Below are 13645 nucleotides of genomic sequence, written 5' to 3'. Positions count from 1 at the left end.
AGAGAACACCCAGAGCGCGCGCATGACCGACCAGATCGTCATCACCGAGAAGACCAGCCAGGCGAAAGACGTCAGGGCCGCGGTCGGCGGCCGTTACGGGGCGATCCTGCCGACCGAGGGGCACCTCTTCGACTTAGTCGAGCCCGAGGAGGTTTCAGCCGACTGGAAACGCTGGGCGGCGGTCCTGCTGCGGCCGGACGGCCTCTACGGCACCAAGCCCGCCATGGGCGGCAACAAGGCGCCAAAGCTCAAGGCCATCCGCGACGCGCTGCGCAGCGCGAAGCGCGTCTGGCTCGCCACCGACTGCGACCGGGAAGGCCAGCTCATTGGCCAGGAGATCCTGGAGCACTACGGCTACCGCGGCACGGTCATGCGGGTGATCTTCACCGCCCAGGACCCGCAGACCATCCGCTACGCGTTTGCCCAGGCCAAACCGAATGCGGAGTTTGCCCGCCTCTACGCGGCTGCCGTCGCGCGGCGGCAGGCCGACCAGATCTACAACCTGTCCCTGACCCGCACGGCGACTGTGACGTTGGCACGCGGCGCGCGCACCGTCATCGGCGTTGGGCGCGTGAAGACCCCGACCCTCGCCATCGTCTGCAAGCGCGAGTTGGAAATCCGCAACTTCGTCCCGCAGGCCTATTTCGAGGTGGTGGCCACCGCCCAGGCCGAGGCCGGCCAATTGCGGATGCGCCATGCGCCCAAGGAGCGGATCCTGAAGCGCGAGGATGCGGAGGCGATCGCCGCAACCGCTGAGGGCTTCGCCGGGCCGCTCACGGTGCGGGTCGAGGACAAGCGGCAGGGACCGCCGCGGCTGCATGACCTACCCTCGCTACAGAAGCTCTGCGGCTCCCGCTTCGGCTGGTCGGCGGCGCGGACGCTCGAGGTGGCGCAGGAGCTCTATGATGGCCAGGGGAAGAAGGTCATCACCTACCCCCGCGCCGAAACCCGCTACCTGCCCGAAAGCCTGATCCCGGATGCGTCGCGGATCGTCGCCGGGCTGCGTGTCGGGCGGGCCTTCAGCGAGATTCCGGTGCCCGAGCCGCCGATCATCCGTCGCGGCGCGGGCGGCCACTTCCACGACAAGGGCTTGGCCGGGGCCAGCCACCACGCCGTCATCCCCAACGTCAACACGGTGGACACGCTGCGCGAGGTCTGGCCGCGGCTCACGGGCGATGAGCGGCGGCTGTTCGACGTCATCGCGCGGTCCTACCTGGCGGCGATGATGCCGGACTTCCGCTACCGGCAGACCACCGTCACGCTGGATGTCCGCGGCCACCTGTTCCGCGCCGTGGGGCGGCAGCCGATCGAGCTCGGCTGGCGCGCGGCCTTCCCCGATTGGCAGCCCGCCGAGGAGAGGGGCGAGGAGGCGCAGCTGCTGCCCGCCCTGCGGCATGGCGAGACAGTCATGCTGCGGGACGCCATGGTCGAGGACAAGGAAACTCGGCCGCCGCCGCGCTACAACGAGGGCACCCTGATCGAGGCGATGCAGAATGCCTGGCGCTTTGTCGCCGATGAGGCGCTGCAGGAGCGACTGAAGGAGGCCAAGGGCATCGGCACGCCGGCGACCCGGGCCGAGATCATCCGTGGGCTTAAGGCACAGGAGTTCCTGACGGCCGATGGCAAGCACATCGTGCCCACCGACCGCGGCCTGGCACTGTTCGCCGTGCTGGAGAAGGCCGATCCGGCGCTGGTCGACCCCGGTGTGACCGCGCAGATGGAGCGCCTGCTCGACGAGGTGCTGGTCGGGCAGCAGGAAATGATCGGGGCGGTCGACGCCGTCTGCGCCCAGGCCAGCAGGATCATTGGCCGACTGCAGGAGGGCGCCGGCTCAGTCGACGCCAGGCTGCTGGGCGGTGCTGCCAGGCAGGCCGGCCCGGATCGACCGCCGACGCCGGCGATGAAAGGCTTCGTGGAGAGCCTTGCCCGCCAGAAGGGACTCAAGCCGCCTCGAGGCTATAGGTCGTCCGGCGCCGCCTGCCGCGCCTTCCTCGACCAGCACGCGCCCAAGAGGGATGGTGTCCAGGTCCGCGGCGATGAAGGGATCGGGCGACCACCGGCTGCTCGGAAGACCGTGACGAACAAGCGCCCATGGAACCTGCGCGCTGTCGACGCCCCGGCAGCGGAGGTCGAAGCCGAGCCTGGCAAGAGACGCGGGATGCCAAGCCGGAAGGCAGGCGCCCGCAAGCGGAAAGCGGGCACCGGGACGACGCGAGCGGCGCGACCCCGCAAGGGCGCACCGGAGCTTCGCTCTCCCGATACTCCTGATGGTGACACGCCGCTTGCGCATTCCCTTCGGCAACAAGGAAGCAGCGCTTCAACTCGGTGCCCGCTATCGCGTCGGCGGCTGGTACGCGCCACCTGGGGTCGACCTCAGCCGCTTCCGCGAGCGCGGGTGGCTGTAACGAGGGCTTGGAACCGGCTGGCTGAGGAGGAACTGGCGTGGAGCAGCACCTGCATCGCATCGAGATCGTGACGCGCGGGCGAGGCCTCGTCGCCATCACCGATCAGATTTGCGACTGGGTGACGCAACAGGTGATCGTCACCGGCCTGCTCACCATCTGGTGCCGGCACACCTCGGCTTCGCTGCTGGTGCAGGAGAACGCGTCGCCGGACGTCCGGGCCGACCTGGAGACATTTCTGGCCCGCTTGGTGCCGGATGGTTGTGCTGGCCGCTACCGGCATGCGGAAGAGGGGCCGGACGATATGCCCGCCCACATCCGGTCTGCGCTGACGCAGACCCAGCTCTCGATCCCGGTCGCCGACGGCCTGCCGGTGCTGGGGACATGGCAGGGCATCTATCTGTGGGAGCACCGCATGGCACCGCACCGCCGGGAGTTGGTGCTGCATCTTCTGGGCGAGCGAACGTAGACCTTGGGGCCTTGGAGAGCGTCAGCGACGCTCATCGGGTGAAGCGATCGCTTCGCTGAATCCCGATCAGCAGGTCTGCCCTAAGATCAAGGGAAAACAAGGTCCTAGACCTTGTTGGCAAAATCGGCCAACCCTCAAGGTTCGGAGAGTCTCCGGCATTTCGGACAGGAAACCCGCCCTCGTTCCGCTATTGCACCATCAAGGTCGCTGCGGAAAACGGCCGGACACAACGGCTTCTGCGCCCTGCAGCGACCAGGAGAGACAGGTTGTGAGAGGACCGACTGGGCAGTTCGGACCCTGCGGGAGAAGGATTCGAACCCTCGACCCCAACCTTGGCAAGGTTGTGCTCTACCCCTGAGCTACTCCCGCGCTCCGTCGGTGGGCCGGTTTCTAACAGACACCGCTGGCAATGCAAGCGCCTGCCCCCACAAAAATTGCCGCTACCGCTTGATGTCGGTCTCCACCACCACCTGGTGTCCGGCCGGGGCCAGAAGATCGCGCAGCGCTCCCAGCCCGGCTAAGCCGCAGGCGATGTCTTGCTCCCCATTCCCGCCCGACAGACCGATGCCGCCGACCACCGCACCATCCACCACGATGGGGAAGCCGCCCACAAAGACCGCGAAGCGGCCCTCGAAGCTCCACTGGATGCCGAAGGCCTCGTTGCCCGGCAGCGCCGGCCCGTTCGGCGGGGTGTTGAACAGGTGGGTGGACCGCTTGTGGCCCGCCGCGGTGAAGGCCTTGTTCCAGGCGATCTGCGGCCCGGTCACCCGGGCCCCGTTCATCCGCTCCAGCGCCAGCGGGAAGCCGCCCTCGTCGCAGATGCAGACCGTCTGCGACACGCCGATCTCGGCGGCCTTGGCCAGGGCGGCCGCGACCATCGCCCGCGCCTCGGCCAGTTCCAGTTTCATCGCGGTCTTCATGCAGGGGTGCTCCCGGGCTTTGGTGGCGGCGGCGGCCAGGACACGCTGACATCGCCATTGAGGAAGGTTTGGCAGGCCATCCGCCAGCCCGCGGCGAGGTGCTCCTCCGTCAGGTGCTTGCGCTCCTTCGGCTTCACCGCGTCGGTGTTCTCGATCCCCTGCTCGATCCGGCACTTGCAGGTGCCGCAGAGCCCGCCGCCGCACTTGAAGGGGATGCCGCCCTTCTCGCGCAGCGACACGCGCAGCAAGTTGCTGTTCTCTGGCGCCTGCGCCGCCTTGTTGTCGTTCGTCAGGAACGTGACCGTGATCATGCGTTGGCCGGCACCGGCACGGGGCGCAATGCGGCGCGCATGCTGCCGAAGGCGGTCAGGTGATCCAGTTCCTGCCGCGCCGCCTCGATCGTCTCGTAGCTCGGCAGGAACTTGGTCGGCACCAGGTTCAGCACCGGCGGCTCGACCTCGTCGATGACGCGGATCTTCGTCGCCCGCTCCAGCTCGGCGATGACGAAGCGCGCCTTGGCCGTGCCGCCGAACAGGTAGTCATAGGCCTCGACCGCCCGCACGCCCTCGACGAGCTCGGTGCGGAACTGGCCTGGCTTGCTGGTCAGGATGACATACATGCGTGTGCCTTCACGGCTTCGGGGCGGCGCCGGGCAGCGCGACGCCATCCTGGGTGAGCGTGACGTCGTGGTGCAGCCAGAGCTGGCAGGCGAGGCGGAGGCCCTGCCCGAGCCGCTCCTTCCCCAGCACCTTCTGCTCCTTCCAGTTGGGCTCCGGCAGCGCCTCGGCCCCGGCCAGGATGCGGCAGGTGCACTTGCCGCACTTGCCCATGCCGCAGCCGTAGCGCAGGTGCGGCCAGGGAAACTTCTTGATGCCCGCGCGGACCACGAGGTTGGTGTTGTCCGCCATCTCCTCGGCGAAGCTTTCCTCGCCCCGGCAGAATGTCACGATCGGCATTGGGTACCCGTGGAAGGCGCGGGGCGCCGGAACGCCCCGCGCGGTGCAGCCTCAGGCGGCGAGCGGCAGGTCGAGGCCGAGCGCCGAGAGCGGCAGCTCCTGCTCGACATAGTCGCGGTAGAGCGCGGTGGTATACAGCAGCCGCATCTCCGCGCCGATCTCGCAGATCTTCAGGCAGCGCTGCTGCAGCTCCACCGTGTTGGCGTGCTCCAGCACGATCTGGTAGCCGCGCTCGCCATGGATCTCGTCGGAAACGATGTGCAGGTCGAAGAACTCCACCTCCTCATCCGAGAAGCCGTACTTCTCCCGCAGGGTCGGGGTCTGCCGGCGGTAGATGCTCGGCACCTGGCTCTCGAGGCCGACGACCAGGCCGGCGACCGCGACGATCGGGTCCTCGCGCATCGCCACGGCATAGCACCAGGACTGCAGCGCGCGGGTGGTCGGGGACATGTTGTCCTCGTCCATCACCCGCTCCCGCGTCGTGCCGCAGCTCTCGGCGAAGCGGATCAGCAGGTCGGTATGGCGGTCGCCGCCGATCTCCTCCTCGTACATGTTGGCGAGCAGGAAGTCCTTCGCCTCCACGTACTTGGCCGGCATGCGGGCATAGACATAGCCGAGGTAGTCGGCGAAGGGGCCGACATAGTGGAAGTGGTTCTCCCGCCCAGCGCGCCAGGTGCGCGCGGCTGAGCTTGCCGGTCGCCCAGGCGACGCTGAAGGGCGACTTGTTGGCGCTCTTGCCCTTGATGGCGTTCTCGAGCGCGGTGCGGGATTCGTCTTGGTTCATCAGTTCGGGCATGACGGCTTTCCCTTCAGACAAGGACAGGCACGACAACCGGCGCAATGCTCACCAAAGCACCACGGCGGCAAGGGTGGACAGGACCAGCCCGGCGCAGACGGGCAGGAACAGCGCGCGGACCGCATCCAGCACCGGCACCCGGCAGAAGCCGGCGACGGCGATGAGGGAGGACCAGGCGATCAGGGTGCCGCCGCCGGTCCAGACGGCGCCCATCTGGCCGACCGCGGCGAGCGTCGTCGGGTCGATCTGCGCCACCGGGCCCAGCGCGCCGGACAAGGCGCCGGTCAGCGGCAGCCCGGCGAAGCCCGAGCCGTCGATGCCGGTGATCATGCCGACCAGCAGCACGGCGAAGGCGACCACGGTCGGGCTGTGCGGGATCAGGTGCTCGACCGAATGGATCACCTCGAAGAGCAGGCCGGGGCCCTGGGTGCCGCTCGGCAGGCCGAGGATGGCGCCGGAGGTCTCGGCGGCGCCGAGGAAGAAGAAGCCGGCGATCGGCAGCACCGTCCCCATGGCGCGGAAGGAGAAGACGAGCCCGTCGATGATGTGGTCGGCGGCGGTGTGCATCGCCTTGGCGCCATCGGCGGCGAAGGTCGCCACCAGCATCATCAGCGCCGCCGTGCCACCGACCAGCGCCGCGGCGTCGCCGCCCTTCAGCTCCGGCATGCCGGGGAACACCTTCGGCGCCAGCATGAAGAGGATAAGGCCGAAGAAGACCGCGGGCGTGGCGATCGACAGGGCGTTGCACCAGCGCGCGGTGGGTGCGGCCGCCAGCGTGCCGCCGCCGGCCAGCGCCGCGGCCGGGCCGGGCTCGACCCCTTCGGCCGCCTGCAGCGCCAGCACCGACTTGTCGAAGGAGCCGATATTGGGCGCCACCTGCTCGCGCTGCTCCGCCAGGCTGTTCGCCATGCTGGCCCCGGCCTGCCAGCGGTCGAGGTGGCGCTGGCTCGGCGCCCGGATCCGCCCGCGGACCGAGAGGTAGCCGAGCAGGAGCGCGACGCCACCGGTAATGAGCGAGAGCACCAGCGCCTTATCGGCGACCACCGCCGCGGCCTCCGGCAGCCCGGCGGCGCGGGCGCTGATGCCGGGCGCCACGCGGATGACGTAGTCGGAGGACAGCGCCATGCCCTGGCCGGCCACCGCGATGGCGATCGCCGCGCCGATCGGCGGCAGGCCGGCGACCAGCGCCGCAGGCAGCAGCGTGGCGGCCACCAGCGGCACCGCCGGCGTCGGCCAGAAGAACAGCGAAATGACGTATGTGACGACCGCGACCACCAGGAAGGCGACATGGCCGTTCGTCATGACCTTGCGGAAGGGCCGCACCATCTGCTGGTCGGCGCCGAGCGCCCTGAGGGCGTTCAGCAGCGAGGTCATCAGCGCGATGACCAGGAAGATGCTGAACAGCTCCTTCGCCGCGACGAGGGAGCCGTTGAAGACCGAGATGGTGGCGCCGATCAGGCTGCCGGAGAAGGTCGCGGCGACGGCGAAGGTGGCGATGATGGCGGGGACCACGACATTGGCCCGCAGCACCATCGACAGGACGATGGCGGCGACGCCGAAAAGGTAGACGCTGTGCACCGCATCGAGCTGGACATCCATGCGCACCGCATCCCGTCATCCAGCGGCCTGCGCGGCCGCCCTGGCGATCCATCCCGGCGATGGATGCCGGATCGTCGTATACGGCGACTTAGGTTGTCAACGGGAACTCGCGGGAATCGCCATGGCTTCTCCGCGAATCTCGCATGGCAGCCGGTCTCTAATGCCAATCCATCAGAGCAAATTGCCTGTTGTGCGTCGCGCCAAGGCGGTGAAGAGTGTTGTTAGGTATCTGCCGTATACGGCGCTGAGCGGATATGCCGATAATATGGCCCCATGACTGGATCCCGATGAGCCACCCCCTCCCCCTTCCCCGCCCGGATGCTGCGGCTGCCGCGCCGCGCCTGCCGCTCAGCCAGCAGGCCCTGCAGGCGTTGCGGGAAGCCATCCTAGCCGGCCGCCTCGTGCCAGGCGAAAGGTTGGTAGAGGAGCGCCTCTCGGCCGAGCTCGGCATGTCCCGGGTGCCGATCCGGGAGGCCATCAAGCAGCTGGTGGTCGAGGGGCTGGCGGTGCCGGCGGCGGAGGCCCCGGGCGGCCGCGGCGCCCAGGTGGCGACGCTCTCGGCCGATGTGGCTGCCAAGCTGATCGAGGTGCGCGCGGTGCTGGAGGGGCTGAACGCGCGCCTTGCGGCCCGCAACCGGGCGCCCTCGAAGGTGCCGCGGATCGAGGCGCTGCTGGCCCGCGGCGCGGCGCTGTCCGCCGCCAGCCCGGCCGAGGAGGTGGCGGCGCTGAACGCCGAGTTCCACCTGCTGCTGGCCGAGGCCGGCGCCAACCGCGTGCTGCAGGAGCTGATGCGGCCGCTACGCGAGCGGACCGAGCTGGTCTTCCGCCGCAACTCCACCGAGCGCGCGGCGCAGGACTGGCAGGAACACGCGCTGATCCTCGGCGCGGTGGCCGAGGGTGACGAGGAGTTGGCGACGCTGCTCGCCGCCCGGCATGTCCGCCGGGCGGCGCGCGGCCGAAAGGTTAGAGCCGCGCCTCGCAGCCCAGGATCGATTCGTAGACCTTCAGCATCGCCGTGGTGTCGAGCTGGCCGTAGCCCATGCCGCGCGCCATCCGCAGCAGCGCCAGGGCCTGCGGCGCCAGCAGCCCGGGCACGCCGTATTCGGCCTCGAGGTCCACGGCGAGGCCGAGGTCCTTGTAGGCGAGGTCGAGCGCGAAGCTCGCCTGTGAACTCGCCCCTCAGCGCCCGCGCCGCCATGTTGCGCCCGGCGGCGCTGTCGCCCGAGCCGTTCTGGATGATCGCGGTCAGCTTGCCCATGTCGATGCCGGCGCTTGGCGCCGATCATCAGCCCCTCGGCGGCCGCTGCCAGATTGCACAGCAGCAGCATGTTGTTGATCAGCTTGGCGACCGAGGCGCTGCCGGCCGGCCCGACATGCACCAACTGCCCGCTGAAGGCCGCGAGGATCGAGCGGTGCTGCTCGAAGACCGCCTCCTCGCCGCCGACCATGATGACCAGCGTGCCGTCGGTCGCCCGCGCCACGCCGCCGGTCACCGGCGCGTCCAGCAGGGCGACGCCTTGCTCCGCCAGCATCGCGTGCAGCCGCTTCACCACCGCCGGCGCATTGGTGCTGAGGTCGAACATCGCCGTCCCCGAGCGCATGCTCGGCGCCATGCCCTCGACCACCGCCTCGACCGCCTTTGGCGTCGGCAGGGAGGTGAAGACGAGGTCGCAGCTTGCGGCCAAAGCTGCCAGGCTCTCGGCAGCCGTGGCGCCGGCCTCGGTGCAGACGCGCACCGCCTCGGGGTTCAAGTCGTGCACCACGACCTCGTGGTTCACACCCTTCATCATGTTGCGGCACATCGGGCCGCCCATGTTGCCCAGCCCGACGAATCCGATCTTCATCGCGTTCTCCCCCCGGCCACCGCGGGGCCTTTCCCTGCCGGCAATGAGGGCATTGGGCCGGTCGCCGTGCAAGACCCGGCGCCCCCTTCCGGCGCGGCCCCCGCCCGCACTACCCTTCGCCGCGTGAGCGAGGATCGCCCAAAGCCGCCCTCCCGGGGTTGGGACACCGTCAGCCCCTACCATCGTGGGTTCCAGGGATTCGCCGAGGCCTACGAGGCTTTCGGCTTCGCCGAGATCCATGCCGGCGCCCTGCCCTTCCTGCCATCGCGGCCCGGCCTGGTGCTTGACATCGGCGCCGGCAGCGGTCGCGATGCCGCCTGGTTCGCGGCAAAAGGCTGGGAGGTGGTCGCGGCCGAGCCCGCGGCGGCGATGCGGCAGGAGGCGGCACGGCGGCATCCGTCCCCGTCCATCCGCTGGATAGACGACCGCCTGCCGGCGCTCGCCGCGGTCCATCTGCTCGGCCTCAGCTTCGACCTGGTGTGGCTGAGCGGCGTGTGGATGCATATCCCGCCGGAGGGGCCGGCCGCGCGCCATGCGCAAGCTGGCGACGCTGCTGAAGCCGGGCGGCCGGCTGGTGTTGACCCTGCGGCACGGCCCGGCGCCGGAGGACCGGCCGATGTGGCCGGTCGATGCGAACGAGGTGGAGCGGCTCGGCCTCGACCACGGCCTGGCGCTGCGGGTGGCGACGGAGCGCGTCGAGGACCGGCAGGGCCGGCGCGATATCCGCTGGCAGACCATCATCCTCGACCTGCCGGATGACGGCGCCGGGGCACTGCCGCTGTTGCGCGGAGTGATCCTCAGGCAGGAGAAGGCGGCCACCTACAAGCTCGCCCTGCTGCGCTGCATCGCCCGCATCGCCGACGGCTCGCCCAACATCGCGCGCGATTCCGGCGAGCATGTGGAACTGCCGCTCGGCCTAGTCGCACTCTTCTGGATACGCATGTTCAAGCCGCTGGTGGAACGCGGCCTGCCGCAGCGGCCGGGCGAGGCGATGGGCTTCGTCACCCCGGCCTTCCGCGCACTGGCGCCGCTCGCGCCCTATGACTTGCGCCCAGGGGCGCGCTTCGCCGGCAGAGCTCAGCGCGGCGCTGCACCGGGCGCTGGCAGATGCGGCGCGGCTGATCGCCACCATGCCCGCCACCCACCTGACCTTCGCCGACAACGCACCGGTCTTCCCGACGACGCCGCGCCGCCCGCCGCGCGCGGCGGACCCGCTGATCATCAGCGCCAGGTGCTCTGGGGCTATGGCACGACCGCCGTGCCGCTGCCCGTCTGGCACGCGCTGCGCCGCATGGCCGCCTGGATCGAGCCGATGCTGCTGGCCGAATGGGTCCGCCTGGTCCAGGCCTATGGCGCCCGCGCCGGCCGCGACATCCCAGCGGATGCGGTCATGCGCGCGCTGACCTGGCTGGAGCCGCAACGCGACACCGCGCTGGTGCGCGACTTGGTCGCCGACCGCGTCGCGCGGCGACGGCGTGGCCTGCGTCTGGACTGGGGAGAGGCTGCGGGCCCGCAGCATCGAAATCGACCACTGCCTGCCCTGGTCCGCCTGGGCCTGCAACGACCTGTGGAACCTGCTGCCCTCCTCGCGCGCCGCGAACCAGCGCAAGAGCGGGCTGATCGTCGGCGCCGCGGCGCTCGAGCAGGCGAGGCCACGCATCCTTGCCTGGTGGGAGGAAGCCTATCGCGGCGCCGACCCGGCGCTGCGCGCCCGCTTCACCGAGGAGGCACGGACCACCCTGCCGCTGCCGCAGGACCGCGAGCCGGCCCTTGACGAGCTTTTCGCCGCGCTAGACTTCCGCCGGCTCAGGTTGCGGCAGGAAACCCAGCTGCCGGAATGGGCTGGCCTGGCGGGATAGCGCTTGTCTGGTGCGATCGAGCACGACACCACCGGACCCGGGAAGACCACCGTCTCCCCGGCCCTGCAGTGCCTTAGGCGCTGAGCGCCGCCGCTGCTTCCCGCGCCGGCACGCGTACCGCTGCCCGCCGCGCCGCGGGCAGCCCGCGCATCTCCGTCCAGGTGCGGTCCCAGGAGAGCTGCGCAAGCCGCCGGTCCACCTGCTTCAGCCAGGGCCCGCGCGGCCGGTCCAGCACCAGTTGCAGGGCCGTGGCGAAGGACATCAGATCGGCCGCGATCTCGACCAGCCCCGGGCCGCCGTCCTCCTTCGGGCCCCAGTCGCGCACCACGTCGGTGATCGGCGTGGAGACCACCGGCAGCCCGGCGGCAAGGAATTCCGGCGTCTTGGTCGGGCTGATGAAGCGGGTGCTCTCGTTGCGGGCGAAGGGCATGAAACCGGCATCCCAGCCGCCCAGGTAGCGCGGCAGCTCGGCATAGCCCTTGCCGCCGAGCCAGTGGATGTTCGGCAGGCGCGGCAGGCTGGCGGGATCGATCTTCACCACGGGCCCAATCATTGCGAAGGCCCAGTCCGGCCGCGCCGCGGCTAGCGCCTCGACCAGGCCCAGGTCCATCCGCTCATCCACCACGCCGAAAAAGCCGATGCGCGGGCGCGGCAGGCCGGCCTGGTCGGACGGGTCCGCCGGCATCGCCCGCGCCGCGGCGAAATGCGCCGCGTCGATCGAGGACGGGAAGCAATGTACCCGCGGATGCCGGCTGCGCTTGGCCTCGTACAGGCTGCGCCCGCCGGTGAAAACCAGGTCGGCGCGGCCGAGAAGCGCACGTTCCAGGTCCAGCATGCGCGGCGGCGCGCCGCGGAAGGCGGAGAGTTCGTCCATACAGTCGTAGACGGTAAGGTCGGGGCGTAGATGCGCGGCAAATTCGAGCGCCATCGGCGTGTAGAACCAGGCGATCAGCGGGCGCCCCGCCTCCTGCGCCAGCAGACCATCCAGCAGGCTACGCTGCGCCGCCACCATTGCCGTACCCTGCAGCCCTCGGGCAGCATGGGCACCGCGACCGTCACGCCCTCCGGTGTCAGTTGCCGGTCCAGCCGCGGCACGATGCCGGGCTGGAAGAGCGGCTCCTCGAAGAAGATGACCTCATGGTCCCGCGCTGCGCGGGTCAGCAGATGCTGCGGCCGCTGGAAGACGAAATTCCATCGCAAGTGGGATAGGCAAAGCAGCAGCGGCCGCCGGGCGGGCTGGGACAGGGCCATAGCGTGGGCAACGCTGCCCGGCAGGGCATCGGTCATGCGAACTCCCTTCGTGGTCGGACCCTTGAAGCCTGAACCGCCGGAAGGGGAACGCCGACGGTGCAGCGAACCAGCCTGACGGAATCAGGGCCGCCACGGCGGCGGTGGTTCGCTGTACAACCGGAACGCGTGGTCGCTGGACCCGGTTCCTATCACGCCTGCGTCGGCGCCAACGACAGCGTCAGCGGGTCAGCCCGGCGCCGCCACCTTGTCCCGGTAATTGCAATGCGCCGCAGCGGCGCAGCGCCAGCATTCCGGCAAGCGTGCCTTACAGACATAGCGTCCGTGCAGGATCAGCCAGTGATGCGCGTCGCGCAGCAGCTCGGGCGGGCAGCGCTTCACCAACCCGTCCTCCACCGCGCGCGGGGTCTTGCCCGGCGCTAGGCCGGTGCGGTTGCCCAGGCGGAAGATGTGGGTGTCCACCGCCATGGTGTTCTCGCCGAAGGCGACGTTCAGCACGACATTGGCGGTCTTGCGGCCGACGCCCGGCAGGGCCTCCAGCGCCGCGCGGTCACGCGGCACCTCACCGCCGTGTTTTTCCACCAGCAGCGACGCCAGCGCCGCGACGTTGCGCGCCTTGCCCTGCCACAGGCCGATGCGGCGGATATGCGGCCCGATGCCCTCCGCGCCCAGCGCCGCCATCGCCGCCGGCGTCGGCGCCGCAGCGAAGAGCGAAGGCGTACACTTGTTCACCGCCACATCCGTGGTCTGCGCCGACAGCACCACCGCCACCAGCAATGAGAACGGATCCTGGTACAGCAGCTCCGTCTCCGGTGCCGGGTTGGCCTGGGCCAATGCGCGCAGAAAGGCGGCGGCCTGGTCACGCGACATCAGCCGCGCACGGCGCGGTGCTTCCGTGGTGCCATGGAGGGGCGCCGCCGCGCGGGCGGGTTGACGCGGCATCGGCTTGTCTCCGACGGTGACAGGATCGCCTTCCCTTCCCATGTCACGCGCACGATGTCAGCCCATCCTGACCCCATCCTGTTCGAAGCCATCTGCACCCCGGCGCGCAGCCTGGGACGACGCGGGATGGCGATCGTCGCCGGCGGCGTGCTGGCAGCCTCGCTGACCATAGGCGGGATCTTCACCCTGCTCGGCGCTTGGCCGGTGCTGGGCTTCACCGGGCTGGAAGCGGCGCTGGTGCTCGGGCTGATGCAGTTGCACCGGCGCTGGGCGGCACGCAGCATGGAAGTGCTGGTACTGACCGAGGGCAGCCTGACCATCCGCCGCACCGATGCACGTGGCCGGCGGCAGGCCATGGCGCTCGATCCCTATTGGACCCGCTTGCGGCTCGAGGAGCGGCCCGGCCGAGTCAGCCTGCTGCTGCTGCGGCAGCGACAGCGCGATGTGGAGATCGGCAAGCTGCTGGGGGACGAGCAGAAGCGCGACCTAGCGGCGGCGCTGGAGGCGGCGCTGCGGCGTTACCGCGAGCCGGTCTTCGACAATCCGCAACTGCGTGAGAGCTAGACCCAGCCAATTCGGCGCCGCGCGGGCATTCCCACGGGACGGCCGC

At 70.1% G+C, this 13645-nt stretch carries 16 protein-coding genes, 1 tRNA gene and 2 pseudogenes; 6 read left to right on the top strand and 13 right to left on the bottom strand.

Going from position 1 to position 13645, the window contains the following annotated elements; all coding sequences use genetic code 11:
- Window positions 1-22 precede the first annotated feature (22 nt).
- Both ACQ86J_RS19585 and ACQ86J_RS19580 read left to right on the top strand, forming a co-directional pair.
- A complete protein-coding gene (locus ACQ86J_RS19585) occupies window positions 23-2476 on the top strand; it encodes a type IA DNA topoisomerase (RefSeq protein WP_431266823.1) in 2454 nt (817 codons plus the stop codon).
- Complete coding sequence (locus ACQ86J_RS19580; protein ID WP_431266822.1) at window positions 2443-2871, top strand: secondary thiamine-phosphate synthase enzyme YjbQ; 429 nt, start codon at window positions 2443-2445, stop codon at window positions 2869-2871. The genes ACQ86J_RS19585 and ACQ86J_RS19580 overlap by 34 nt, the downstream gene beginning before the upstream one ends.
- 297 nt (window positions 2872-3168) lie before the next feature.
- On the opposite strand, the gene ACQ86J_RS19575 is transcribed toward ACQ86J_RS19580, so the two are convergent.
- The 7 genes from ACQ86J_RS19575 to ACQ86J_RS19545 form a co-directional block, all read right to left on the bottom strand.
- A tRNA-Gly gene (locus ACQ86J_RS19575) sits at window positions 3169-3241 on the bottom strand.
- A 70-nt stretch (window positions 3242-3311) separates the two neighbouring features.
- Entirely contained in the window at window positions 3312-3791 is a 480-nt protein-coding gene (locus tag ACQ86J_RS19570; protein ID WP_431266821.1) for a GlcG/HbpS family heme-binding protein, read from the bottom strand.
- Window positions 3788-4102: a 2Fe-2S iron-sulfur cluster-binding protein gene (locus tag ACQ86J_RS19565; RefSeq protein ID WP_431266820.1), complete on the bottom strand. Its 315-nt coding sequence runs from the start codon at window positions 4100-4102 to the stop codon at window positions 3788-3790. Before ACQ86J_RS19565 ends, ACQ86J_RS19570 begins: the two co-directional genes overlap by 4 nt.
- Window positions 4099-4410, bottom strand: coding sequence for a hypothetical protein (locus tag ACQ86J_RS19560; protein ID WP_431266819.1), 312 nt, complete (start codon window positions 4408-4410; stop codon window positions 4099-4101). Before ACQ86J_RS19560 ends, ACQ86J_RS19565 begins: the two co-directional genes overlap by 4 nt.
- A gap of 10 nt (window positions 4411-4420) precedes the next feature.
- Window positions 4421-4747, bottom strand: coding sequence for a 2Fe-2S iron-sulfur cluster-binding protein (locus ACQ86J_RS19555; protein ID WP_431266818.1), 327 nt, complete (start codon window positions 4745-4747; stop codon window positions 4421-4423).
- A gap of 51 nt (window positions 4748-4798) precedes the next feature.
- A complete protein-coding gene (locus ACQ86J_RS19550; RefSeq protein ID WP_431266817.1) occupies window positions 4799-5344 on the bottom strand; it encodes a TenA family transcriptional regulator in 546 nt (181 codons plus the stop codon).
- A 247-nt stretch (window positions 5345-5591) separates the two neighbouring features.
- Complete coding sequence (locus tag ACQ86J_RS19545) at window positions 5592-7142, bottom strand: hypothetical protein (protein ID WP_431266816.1); 1551 nt, start codon at window positions 7140-7142, stop codon at window positions 5592-5594.
- A 254-nt stretch (window positions 7143-7396) separates the two neighbouring features.
- Here ACQ86J_RS19545 and ACQ86J_RS19540 point away from each other — a divergent pair.
- Window positions 7397-8023, top strand: a pseudogene (locus ACQ86J_RS19540) (GntR family transcriptional regulator); the annotation flags it as partial.
- 82 nt (window positions 8024-8105) lie between these two features.
- On the opposite strand, the gene ACQ86J_RS19535 reads toward ACQ86J_RS19540, so the two are convergent.
- Both ACQ86J_RS19535 and ACQ86J_RS19530 read right to left on the bottom strand, forming a co-directional pair.
- Window positions 8106-8261 carry a hypothetical protein gene (locus ACQ86J_RS19535; RefSeq protein ID WP_431266815.1) on the bottom strand — a complete coding sequence of 52 codons (156 nt, stop codon included), beginning with the start codon at window positions 8259-8261 and terminating at the stop codon, window positions 8106-8108.
- Between the two features lie 308 nt (window positions 8262-8569).
- A pseudogene (locus ACQ86J_RS19530) lies at window positions 8570-8929 on the bottom strand (NAD(P)-binding domain-containing protein); the annotation flags it as partial.
- On the opposite strand from ACQ86J_RS19530, the gene ACQ86J_RS19525 reads away from it, so the two are divergent.
- Window positions 8897-9745, top strand: coding sequence for a methyltransferase domain-containing protein (locus tag ACQ86J_RS19525; RefSeq protein WP_431272468.1), 849 nt, complete (start codon window positions 8897-8899; stop codon window positions 9743-9745). The pseudogene ACQ86J_RS19530 and the gene ACQ86J_RS19525 overlap by 33 nt on opposite strands.
- A 157-nt stretch (window positions 9746-9902) precedes the next feature.
- Here ACQ86J_RS19525 and ACQ86J_RS19520 read toward each other — a convergent pair whose 3' ends face one another.
- A complete protein-coding gene (locus ACQ86J_RS19520; RefSeq protein ID WP_431266814.1) occupies window positions 9903-10505 on the bottom strand; it encodes a hypothetical protein in 603 nt (200 codons plus the stop codon).
- On the opposite strand from ACQ86J_RS19520, the gene ACQ86J_RS19515 reads away from it, so the two are divergent.
- Window positions 10462-10845 (top strand): HNH endonuclease domain-containing protein, encoded by a 384-nt coding sequence (locus ACQ86J_RS19515; RefSeq protein ID WP_431266813.1) that lies wholly within the window; start codon window positions 10462-10464, stop codon window positions 10843-10845. The genes ACQ86J_RS19520 and ACQ86J_RS19515 overlap by 44 nt on opposite strands.
- Window positions 10846-10918: 73 nt before the next feature.
- On the opposite strand, the gene ACQ86J_RS19510 is transcribed toward ACQ86J_RS19515, so the two are convergent.
- The 3 genes from ACQ86J_RS19510 to nth form a co-directional block, all read right to left on the bottom strand.
- Window positions 10919-11857, bottom strand: a complete 939-nt coding sequence (locus ACQ86J_RS19510) for a hypothetical protein (RefSeq protein WP_431266812.1) — start codon at window positions 11855-11857, stop codon at window positions 10919-10921.
- On the bottom strand, window positions 11794-12132 hold the full coding sequence (locus ACQ86J_RS19505) for a hypothetical protein (protein WP_431266811.1): 339 nt from the start codon (window positions 12130-12132) through the stop codon (window positions 11794-11796). The genes ACQ86J_RS19510 and ACQ86J_RS19505 overlap by 64 nt, the downstream gene beginning before the upstream one ends.
- A 189-nt stretch (window positions 12133-12321) precedes the next feature.
- Window positions 12322-12963, bottom strand: a complete 642-nt coding sequence (gene nth / locus ACQ86J_RS19500; RefSeq protein WP_431272467.1) for an endonuclease III — start codon at window positions 12961-12963, stop codon at window positions 12322-12324.
- A gap of 126 nt (window positions 12964-13089) precedes the next feature.
- Here nth and ACQ86J_RS19495 point away from each other — a divergent pair, with 126 nt between their 5' ends.
- Window positions 13090-13599, top strand: a complete 510-nt coding sequence (locus tag ACQ86J_RS19495) for a DUF2244 domain-containing protein (RefSeq protein WP_431266810.1) — start codon at window positions 13090-13092, stop codon at window positions 13597-13599.
- Window positions 13600-13645 lie beyond the last annotated feature (46 nt).

Source organism: Dankookia sp. P2, assembly GCF_050632255.1.
GTDB lineage: Bacteria > Pseudomonadota > Alphaproteobacteria > Acetobacterales > Acetobacteraceae > Paracraurococcus.
This window is presented reverse-complemented; position numbering and strand designations above follow the sequence as displayed.